Source organism: Acidisphaera rubrifaciens HS-AP3 (genome assembly GCF_000964365.1).
In the GTDB taxonomy this organism is placed as follows: domain Bacteria; phylum Pseudomonadota; class Alphaproteobacteria; order Acetobacterales; family Acetobacteraceae; genus Acidisphaera; species Acidisphaera rubrifaciens.
On record NZ_BANB01000056.1, the window covers coordinates 1 to 9,563 of the forward strand.

General features: G+C 71.7%; 7 protein-coding genes and 1 pseudogene. 2 read left to right on the plus strand and 6 right to left on the minus strand.

Annotated features, from left to right (window positions below):
- Nucleotides 1–210, minus strand: a 210-nt coding sequence (locus B8460_RS02020) for a hypothetical protein (RefSeq protein WP_048859900.1), incomplete at its 3' end; no start/stop codon positions are given.
- Nucleotides 211–354: 144 nt separating this feature from the next.
- Here B8460_RS02020 and B8460_RS02025 point away from each other — a divergent pair.
- Both B8460_RS02025 and B8460_RS02030 read left to right on the plus strand, forming a co-directional pair.
- Nucleotides 355–1,023 carry a phosphatidylserine decarboxylase gene (locus B8460_RS02025; RefSeq protein ID WP_048859901.1) on the plus strand — a complete coding sequence of 223 codons (669 nt, stop codon included), beginning with the start codon at nt 355–357 and terminating at the stop codon, nt 1,021–1,023.
- A gap of 83 nt (nt 1,024–1,106) precedes the next feature.
- The gene (locus B8460_RS02030) at nt 1,107–1,925 is read left to right on the plus strand and encodes a CDP-alcohol phosphatidyltransferase family protein (protein ID WP_241771071.1); all 819 of its coding nucleotides are present in this window, start codon (nt 1,107–1,109) and stop codon (nt 1,923–1,925) included.
- On the opposite strand, the gene B8460_RS02035 is transcribed toward B8460_RS02030, so the two are convergent.
- The 5 genes and pseudogenes from B8460_RS02035 to B8460_RS21525 all read right to left on the minus strand — a co-directional run.
- Nucleotides 1,920–4,970: a glycosyltransferase gene (locus tag B8460_RS02035; protein ID WP_084623128.1), complete on the minus strand. Its 3,051-nt coding sequence runs from the start codon at nt 4,968–4,970 to the stop codon at nt 1,920–1,922. The genes B8460_RS02030 and B8460_RS02035 overlap by 6 nt on opposite strands.
- A gap of 17 nt (nt 4,971–4,987) precedes the next feature.
- Nucleotides 4,988–6,226 (minus strand): CaiB/BaiF CoA transferase family protein, encoded by a 1,239-nt coding sequence (locus B8460_RS02040; protein WP_199445510.1) that lies wholly within the window; start codon nt 6,224–6,226, stop codon nt 4,988–4,990.
- Nucleotides 6,227–6,307: 81 nt separating this feature from the next.
- Complete coding sequence (locus B8460_RS02045) at nt 6,308–7,468, minus strand: Hint domain-containing protein (protein WP_048859902.1); 1,161 nt, start codon at nt 7,466–7,468, stop codon at nt 6,308–6,310.
- A 216-nt stretch (nt 7,469–7,684) separates the two neighbouring features.
- Nucleotides 7,685–8,893, minus strand: coding sequence for a Hint domain-containing protein (locus tag B8460_RS02050; protein ID WP_048859903.1), 1,209 nt, complete (start codon nt 8,891–8,893; stop codon nt 7,685–7,687).
- Between the two features lie 221 nt (nt 8,894–9,114).
- Nucleotides 9,115–9,563, minus strand: a pseudogene (locus tag B8460_RS21525) (hypothetical protein); the annotation flags it as partial.

The window sequence follows — 9,563 nt, forward strand, 5'->3', positions numbered from 1 at the left end:
GAGCAACGCCGGGCGGGACGCGGCGTCGCGCGCCGTGCTCGGGATACGGCCGAGCCCGACCGACAGCGCCATGGCCGCCGGGCGCAGCTGCGCCCAGACGGCGCGCCCGCGCCAGCGGAAGCCACAGGCGGCGGTGTCCGAGGCGAGCGCGATGGCGCCGCTGGCGTCCACGGCGAAGGGGCCGAGCATGAAGGAACCATCGGGCGGCATCGCGTCACCTCGGCCTGCGCTGTGCGTGCCCGGTCTTGCCCGAGTAAAGTGAACCCTGGATAAACCGTCGCCCGGTATTCGCGGCGTGACGCCGCCCGGGCCCGCGCGAACCGCGCGCACCGATCCCCTGTAACAGGACCGACCATGGGCCTTGCCGAGTCTCTGCGCGTCGCCTTTCCGGGGCCGCATCCCGCCGGCCGCCCGTTCCTGTTCGCGGCGGCGGTCGTGCTGGTCGTGGGGCTGTTCGTGTCGCACGTGCTTGCCGTGCTGGGCCTCGCGGCGCTGCTGTTCTGCCTGTTCTTCTTCCGCGATCCTGCCCGGGTCGCGCCGCCGCGCGCGGGGGCGGTCGTCGCCCCTGCCGACGGGCGCGTCGTCACGGTGGGGCCGGCGGTGCCGCCCGCCGAACTCGGCCTCGGCGACGCGCCGCTGCCGCGCGTCGGCATTTTCCTGTCCGTGCTCGACGTGCACGTGAACCGCATCCCGGCGGACGGCGTCGTCACCCGCATCGCCTATCGCCACGGCCGTTTCGTCAATGCCAGCCTTGACAAGGCGTCCGACGAGAACGAGCGCAACGCGCTGGCCATCCGCCTGCCGGACGGGCGGATGCTGGCGGTGGTGCAGATCGCCGGCCTGATCGCGCGGCGCATCCTGTGCGACGTGCACGAGGGCGAGGCGGTGCGGACCGGGGCGCGGTTCGGCATCATCCGCTTCGGCAGCCGCACCGATCTGTATCTTCCGGCGGGAACCATGCCGCTGGTCGTGCCGGGACAGCGTATGGTGGGCGGCGAGACGGTGATCGCGGAGCTGACATGATCGAGCGCGAGGAGTCGGAGGGCGGACGGCGGCCGCGGGTCGCCCCCGTCGTGGTCGCCCGGCCGATCCGGCGGCTGCGCCGGATGCGCAGGCGCACCCGGCCGCGCTTTTCCGGACCCTCGTTCAACAGGCTGATCCCCAACCTGATGACGCTGCTCGGCCTGTGCGCCGGGCTCACCTCCATGCGGCTCGCGCTCGAGGGGCGGTTCGGCGCGGCGACCGTCGCGGTGCTGATCGCCGGCTGCATCGACGGGCTGGACGGGCGGCTCGCGCGGCTGCTGAAGGCCACGTCGCGCTTCGGGGCGGAGTTCGACAGCCTCGCCGACTTCCTGTGCTTCGGCGTGGCGCCGGCCTTCATCCTGTATCTCTGGTCGCTGCAGCGCCTCGGCGGCTTCGGGTTCACGCCCTGCATCATTTTCGCCGTCTGCATGGCGCTGCGGCTGGCGCGCTTCAACGCCTCGCTCGGCGGCGACAGCGGCGGCCACGGCGCGCCGGCCTATGCGTGGAACTTCTTCACCGGCGTGCCGGCGCCGGCGGGCGCGCTGCTGGCGCTGTTTCCGCTGTTCGTCGGGCTGGAGGGGCGCGCCATGGGCCTCGACTGGCTGGTGACGGCGGCCCGCTTCCCGCTGCTGCCGGCGGCCATGCTGATCGGCACCGCGATGCTGCTGGTCTCGACCCTGCCGGTCTGGAGCTTCAAGAACTTCAAGGTGCCGGCGGACTACGTGCTGCCGCTGATGCTCGGCGTCGGCACGTTCGCCGCCGTGCTGGTCGCCGATCCCTGGGCGGCGCTGGCGGCGGCCGGGCTGATCTATCTCGGCATGCTGCCGTTCAGCGCGCGCAGCTTCCGCCGCCTGCAGGCCGAGGCGGCGTGGCAGGCGGACGAGACGCAGGCCGGGCTATAGCCGCTCGCCGCGCGGCGTGACGGGAAACAGCGTCACGTTGTCCACGGCGATCGGCGGCGGCAGGCGCAGCGCCTCGCGTATCGCGCCCTCATAGGCGTCGGGCTGGTTCTCCGCCAGGATGCGCGCCGCAGCACCGCCGCGCAGATGCTCCCACAATGCCTCCGACCGCCAGACCCGCAGCACCGCCGCGGCAAAGGCGGCGGGATCGGCGGTGCTGGCGCTCAGCAGGTCGTGCCCGTCCTCCCAGCCGAGCTGGCCGCGGATCAGCTCGCTGGCGACGACCGGCACGCCATAGGACGCCGCCTCGTGGACCTTGTACGGCGCACCGGCGGCGAAGCGGGTCGGCGCGATGAAGACGCGGTGGCCGTCATAGGCGGGGCGCAGATCCGCGACGGTGCCGCGCAGCGTCACGCGCGGATGGTCGGCGAACCGGTCGAGGCTGACGCCCGGCGCGGTGTGCCCGATCACCGTCAGGCGCGTCTCCCACCCAAGTTCCGCCTCGATCAGCGGCAGCACCTCGTCGATGAACCAGCACAGGCTGTCGTAATTGGGGCTGTCCTGCGCGTGCATCGCGCCGACGAACAGCATGCCGTGGCGTTCGGCATAGGGGCGCGGCGTCAGCGACAGGGTGCGGACATGGCCGATCATGGTCACGGGGGCGAGGTCGAGTCCGCGCAGCGTCGCGACCTCCTGCTCCGTCACCGCCACATAGGCGTCGCAGGCACCGGCATTGCGGAACTCCCCGGCGAGCGCGTCGGCAAGGTTGAAATCGGTGTCGCCGTTCAGCGCCGCATGCTCGGCCGCGCGCAGGCTGGCCACCGCCTCGGTGTCGAGCACGACGCGCGGGCGCCGGCGCGCGCCGGCCAGCCAGGGCGCCAGCACCGGCAGCGCGCGGTCGAGGTTGTGCGTGCGCGCGATCCAGACGCAGTCGTAATGGTCCTGCCGCGCGTCGAGGAAGGGGCCGAGGGTGTCGATCGTCTGATCGTGCATCACCTCCACCGTCTCCGGCATGTCGGCATAGACGGCGGCGAGGCTGACGTCGCAGCCGTTGACGGGAAACACCGTCACATGCAGCCCGAGGGCTGCCATCACCCGCAGGATGTCGTTCGCACGGACGAAGCCGGAGCCGAGGCCGCGGACCGGCACCGTATCCTCAATGAACAGCAGGTGCGGCGCCCCGTCGGGCCGTGCGCGCGCCGACGGCAGCAGCGCCGGGTCGCGCGCCGGCCGGCGCGCGAGCAGGGCGGCATGCTTCTCGACGAAGACGCGGCGCGAGCGCGCCATCTGCGCCGCCGCCTCGGCGTCGTCGCTGCTGCCGTATTCGAGGTGATGGACGGCGATCGCTGGGTCATAGACCACGCGCAGGCCCTGCGCCGCGATGCGGACGCAGAGATCAGTGTCCTCGTAATAGGCGGGGGCATAGTCGGGATCGAAGCCCTCGAGGCGCTGCACCACATCGGTGCGCGCCAGCAGGAAGGCGGCGGAACAGAAATCCACGTCGCGCACGAAGTTGGCCTCCGGCGCGAGCGGCGAGGCGTCGCGCAGATAGCCCTCGGTCGCGCCGTCGCCCCAGATGATCGACCCGGCCTCCTGCAGCAGCCCGCCGGCCCGCACGATCTTGCCGCCGACCGCGCCGATGCCGGGATCGTCCGACAGCCGGCGCAGCGCCGCCGCGACCGCGCCCGGCGCCAGCTCGACGTCGTTGTTGAGGAACAGGACATACGGCGCGGTGACGCTGTAGAGCGCGGCGTTGCAGCCGCGCAGATAGCCGATGTTGAGGTCGAAGCGCAGCAGCCGCGCGCCGCTGACGTAGCGGCGCAGATGGCGCGTCTCGTCGGTCGAGCCGCTGTCCACCAGCACCAGCTCGATGTCGCCGGCGAAGTTCTGCCGCAGCGACGCGAGCGCCTGCATCGTCAGCGCGAACTGATCGCGCACGACCATCACGACGCTGAGCACCGCGTCGTCGGCCGGCGAGAAATCCAGCGGGGCGCGGGCCAGCACGGGCAGCAGCAACTCGGCGCGGGCACGAAACAGCGCGCGGGCGCGGGCGTCGTCCGGCAGGCCGGTGGCCGCGACGGCGACGCCCGACAGGCCGCCCGGCTCGCCGATCAGCAGCCAGTGGGCGAAGGCGTCCGGCGCGCGCCCCGCGGCGATATCGGCCGCGACCTGCGGATGCGCCGTCGTGTAGTGGCGCAGGTCGAGGGACGGCGAGGGCTGCCGCAGTTCATCGATCCCGTCGGCCAGGAAATGCGCATAGCCGTTGCGCTGCGCCCCCTGTTCGACCGCCTCGGCGATGTCGGGATGGCGGCGCAGGTAATAGGTCTCGTTGAAGGCGGGCAGGGGATCGAACGCGGTCGGCGTCTCGTTGGCGAGATAGTGGTGCAGCGCCCCGCCGAACGCCCCGCCCGCGATCGCCGCCGCCGCCTGCGGATAGGTGCGGCGGTACCAGTCGGGCCGGAAATAGCGGCTGGTCGGCGGTTCCGCCCCGCCGGCGGCGTCGTCCCAGGTGCCGAGGCGGGCGACGTAGTGCCGCCAGGGCCCCGCGTCTTCCGCCGCCGCGCGGCCGGCGGGATCGAGCGCGGCGAGGTACGTGTCCGCGTCGAACAGCCCGTGCATCGGCCGCCGTTCGACCGCGCCATGCTTGAGGAAGTGGTCGTAGTGGCCGAAGAAATCCCCCTCGACGAGCGCCTCGATCAGCAGGCCCTCCGACAGCCGGCGATAGAGGTCGGCATCGAACAGCCAGTGGCCGGAGCGGTCGAGATAGCCGCCCCGGCAATAGGCGTCGAACCCGGACTCGCAGTCGCCGCGCCGCATCGCCGCCTCGACGTCCGGGTAGCGCAGGCGGTACCACGCCTCGTCGAACCAGCGGTTCGGCGCGTGACCGAGCATCTGGCCCCGGTCGAGGAACCAGCCGAGCAGGTCGGCGGGCGGCGGCCCGATGTCGGCGGCGTAGGTGGCGCGGTACCAGTCCGCGTCGAACATCGCCCAGGCGGCGCGGGGGCCGCCGCGCAGCATCTCCCGCGCCGGGCTGGGGGTGGCCGCCATCCGCTTGGGCGCCGGTCCTACACGCGCCGTTTGACGTGCAGCACGCCCTCGGCGGCAAGCTGCGCGAGGTCGTCGTCGGTGTAGCCATGCGCGCGCAGGATCTCCGCCGCGTGCTCGGCGAAGCGGGGCGGGCGGGCGCGCGCGCCCCCCGGCGTGCGCGACAGCTTGATCGGTGTCCCGATGGCGCGGAACCCGTCGAGGTTGACGATCATCTCGCGATGCGCCGCGTGGGCCGAGGCCGTGACCGCGTCGATCGGCAGCACCGGGCCGGCCGGCACGCCCGCCGCCATCAGCCGGACCGCGATGTCCTCGGCGTCCGTCGCGGCAAAGGCGGCGTCGAGCGCCGCGTCGAGCGCCGCGCGGTTGCGCATGCGCGCGGCGTTGTCGGCGAAGCGCGGGTCCGCCGCCATGTCCTCGCGCCCGAGCACCGCGCACAGCTTGCGGAACTGCCCGTTGTTGCCGCTGGCGATGAAGATGTCGCCGCTGCGTGTCGTGTATTTGCCGTACGGCACCAGGTTCGGATGCGGGTTGCCGGTCGGCACCGGGCGGCGGCCGTCGAGGAAGTAGTTGGCCGCCTGCGGGTGCAGCAGCGCCATGCCGGAATCGTGCAGCGTCATGTCGACGAACTGGCCGCGCCCGGACCGCGCGCGTTCCTGCAGCGCCATCAGCACGCCGGTCGCGGCATAGAGCCCGGTCGCCATGTCCACGATCGCGGTGCCGAGGCGCAGCGGGCCGGTGGACGGGTCGCCGTTGACGCTCATCAGCCCGGTCATGGCCTGCAGGATCGCGTCATAGCCGGGCAGGCCGCCGAGCGGCCCGTCGGCGCCGAAGCCGGAGACGCGGCAATGCACGAGGCGCGGGAAGCGCGGCGCCAAATCGGCCTCGTAGCCCAGGCCCCAGCGCTCCATCGTGCCGGTCTTGAAGTTCTCGACCAGCACGTCGGCGTCTTCCAGCAGGCGCAGCAGCACCGCGCGCCCTTCCGGCCGGCCGAGATCGAGCGCCACCGACTTCTTGTTGCGGTTCACGCCGAGGAAATAGCTGGCGTCGCCGTCGTCGAACGGCGGGCCCCAGTCGCGCGTCTCGTCGCCCTGCGGCGGCTCGACCTTGATCACCTCCGCCCCGTGGTCGGAGAGGATCATCGTGCAATACGGGCCGCCCAGCACCCGGCTGAGATCGATCACCTTCAGCCCCGCCAGGGCGCCCGCGCTGTGCGCCATCCCCGTGCGCGCCGCCCCGGGCGCATCCTGTGTGCTCATGCGCCCAGTCTAACGGCAGAACGGTCGCGCGCCAGATGGGGCGAGACCGTGCCGTCGATGCGAAAGGCGCGGCGCGTTCCGTCAGCCGCTCTCGGCCTCGGCAAACGAAGCGGCGCGGGCCGCGAGCCGGGCGCGCAACCCCGCGACGCGCGGCCCGGCGACGGCGAGCGGGGCATAGCCGTGCGACTCCCAAATCGCTGGCACCGTGCCGGCGGGCGGCTTGCGTGTGGCGGCGTCGGCGCGGATGAACGCCTCGCGGTCGCCGGTGTCGAGGTAGCTCTCCACCGGCAGCCCCTCGGCATACAGCACGCCGTGACGGGCGAGTTCGACGTGGAAATAGTGCACCTCCGTCCGCTCCGCGTCGGGCCGGATGGTGCAGCCGTTGACGAGGTAGCGGACCGGAATGAGCACGTCCTCGTCGAGGATCGCGTGGTCGGGGCTGAGCCACAGGTCGCGGACGGGCAGGTCGGGGCCGAAGGCGCCGGCGGCGACGCGTATCGGGCGCACCGCCTCGGGCTGCGGATGGCTCTCCAGGTCGAAGCGGCGGCCGCCGACCCAGGTGACGGCGCGCGGACCCTCCTGCGTCTCCACCATGTCGCCCGGCCGCAGCGCCTCCACGACGCAGGTCCCGTCCGGGGTGCGCACCCGCGTGCCGGCCAGCAGGCACAGGCACACGATCCGCGTGCCGCCGTCGCCGTCCGGCGCCAGGCCGAGCTGCCCCCGGTAGTCACCCACCAGCCGCAGGCTGCCGACCGGCTGTCCGGCGGCGTTCGACAGGCTGACCGTCGTCACCGCGGGCGCGATCGTCTCGCCCTGGAGGGTGACGGCCGGTGTCACCTCGGCGGTCAGACCGGCGATACCGGCGCAGTAGTCGATCGTGTCGCCCGGCCCGAAGCCGGTGATCTGGCTGCCGACATCGAGGCAAAATCCGGCCGACAGCACCAGCGTCCCGTCCGGGGCCGCGAAATCGATGGTGGTCAGGACATTGGTGGTCGCCGCGGATTCGAGGCCGAGCGTGGCGCCCTGGCCGATCTCGAAGGCGCTCAGCACATTGGCGTCGACCGGGCCATCGATGACGAGCGCCTGATGATCGGCGACACGCACGGTCTCCCCGACGACTAAAACGGCGCCGCCGACGGTCCCGGTCGCCGGCAGGGTGTCCGGCGCCCCGCCCGGCGCTTGGGGCGCGAGGCCGGGCTCCGGCGGGTCGTCGGACGGGAGGGGCGCAAACGGAAGGGACATTGAGGCCTCGTCTGAAATATGAGATCAGACGCAGAAATTATACGGATCGCTGATCCGTCTCAACCGGATTCTCGCGTAACGCGAAACGTGACTTGAATAAATCTACTCGACTCACATCCGGATATGCGCGGCGACGCAGAAAAAAGGCGGCAGGGATGCCCTGCCGCCTGGAGAGGAACGCCACCCCAGAGGGGGCGACGTCGGGAGGGCGTTGCGTCAGGCCGCGCGGGCCTGCGCCTCGTTTCCCGGGGCGATGACCGGCAAGGCGTCCGCGATTGCCGCGAGATGAGACCGGACCCGCTCCACAGCCGGGCCGGAGATGACCACGGGCGCGAAACCCTCGGCCTCCCACTGGCGGAACGTGAAGTCCGCGTGCAGCTGGACCGGCCCCTCGGCATTGGTGAAGGCGCCGCGGCCGCCGGTTTCCAGATAGGTCTCGACCGGCAGGCCGGAGGCATAGATCACGGCATGCTGCGCGAGTTCGACGTGGTAGTAGGTCGGCGCCGGGATGTCGTGGTCCGGCGCGATCGACCGACCGTTCTGCAGGTAGCGGATGGGAACCAGCATGCCGTCCACGAACACCGCGTGGTCGGGGCTGATCAGCACGTCCCGGTTGGGACGGCCGATGCCGAACGCGCCGGCCCGGACGCGGACCGGACGGACCGCTTCGGGGTTCGGATGGCGGTCGAGTTCGACCTGCCGGCGGCCCACCCAGGTGATGCGTCGCGCGCCCTGCGGCGTGAGCACCAGGTCACCCTCGGCCAGGGCCTCCACCGGCCGCTCGCCGGTCGGGGTCGCCACCAGCGTTCCCTCGAGCAGGCAGGACAGCTCGATCACCACGCCGCCGGCGCCGTTCGGGATGGCGGTCAGCATGTTGGCGAAGTTGCCGGTCAGGAACAGCGTTTTGACCGTGTTGCCGGCGCCGTCCACGATCGGCACGGACGTTACGCCGGTGGAATTCGAATACGTCACCGTCCCCAGCCCGGTGGCGGCGCCGGTGTAGTCGATGGCATCGCCGGCGCCGAAGCCGGTGATCGAACTCCCGATATCAAGCGACAGATTGGACGGGACGATCAGTGTACCGCCGCCGGTCTCGAAATTGATCGTGGTGAGGATGCTGGCATCGATCGCCGGGCTCAGCGACAGCGTGCCGCCGTTGCTGATGTTGTAGGTCATCAGCGCCGTGACGCCCGCGAGGCCGTCGATGATCAGTTCGGCATTGTTGGTCACGTTGACGGTGTCGAGCGCGTCGACGGACGCCAGCGTGGCATTGACGATGACCGGATCGGACGGCGGCGTGCCCGAATCGCGGGTGACCGTCGTCGTTCCCAAGACGCCGAGATTCAGTGTGACCGAGCCGGACTGGTCGATCGTGGAGTTCGAGCCGATCGTGACCCCCAGCAGGCTCCCCAGGACACCGGACATCTTCTTGAATCCTCAGATGTTTGAATTACAGATAATCGTCTCATGAAACAAGAACGTCCTTAATCTGTTTGCGATGCGTTAAAAGATCATTCAAAGCCGCCAGTCGGGCAATTTTAATGACATTTCATCAACCGGCGGGATGCGACGCGGCTATCGGCGTGTGCGCGCTGGCCGCGCGCCATCGTGTTGGGTGGGATACGCGTCCGCCGAGCGGGGCGCGGTCAGGCGGCGACGGGCGGCGCGGGCCGGGCCTGTGGCTGTTCGGCGGACTGAAGAGCGACCGCCGCGAGCGTAAGCCGGAGGACGACGGGGCCGGCGCCCGGGCACGGCAGGTGAAGATGTGCCGCCCCGTCGGTCCATCGCACCAGCCGGTCGGCTCCTCCCTCCGCCGGCCACCAACCGGCGCCGAGGCGCGGGCTGTCGAGCGGCACGACCTCGACGCCATCCCCGGCCAGCACCTCCACGCGGCGGACCGCCACGCCGAGCCGGCGGCGATCGTCGATCCAGGGCGTGAGCGTCCACGGCATGGTGGCGCGCGAGGCGATGGTCACCTCGGACAGCCCTGGCGGGAGGGCGAACACGGCCTGTGTCGCGTCGGCATGGATCGGCGGGATGCGCCGGCCGCCCGCCTCGATCCGCAGCGCGGGCGCATCGCAGCGGGGCGCCAGCC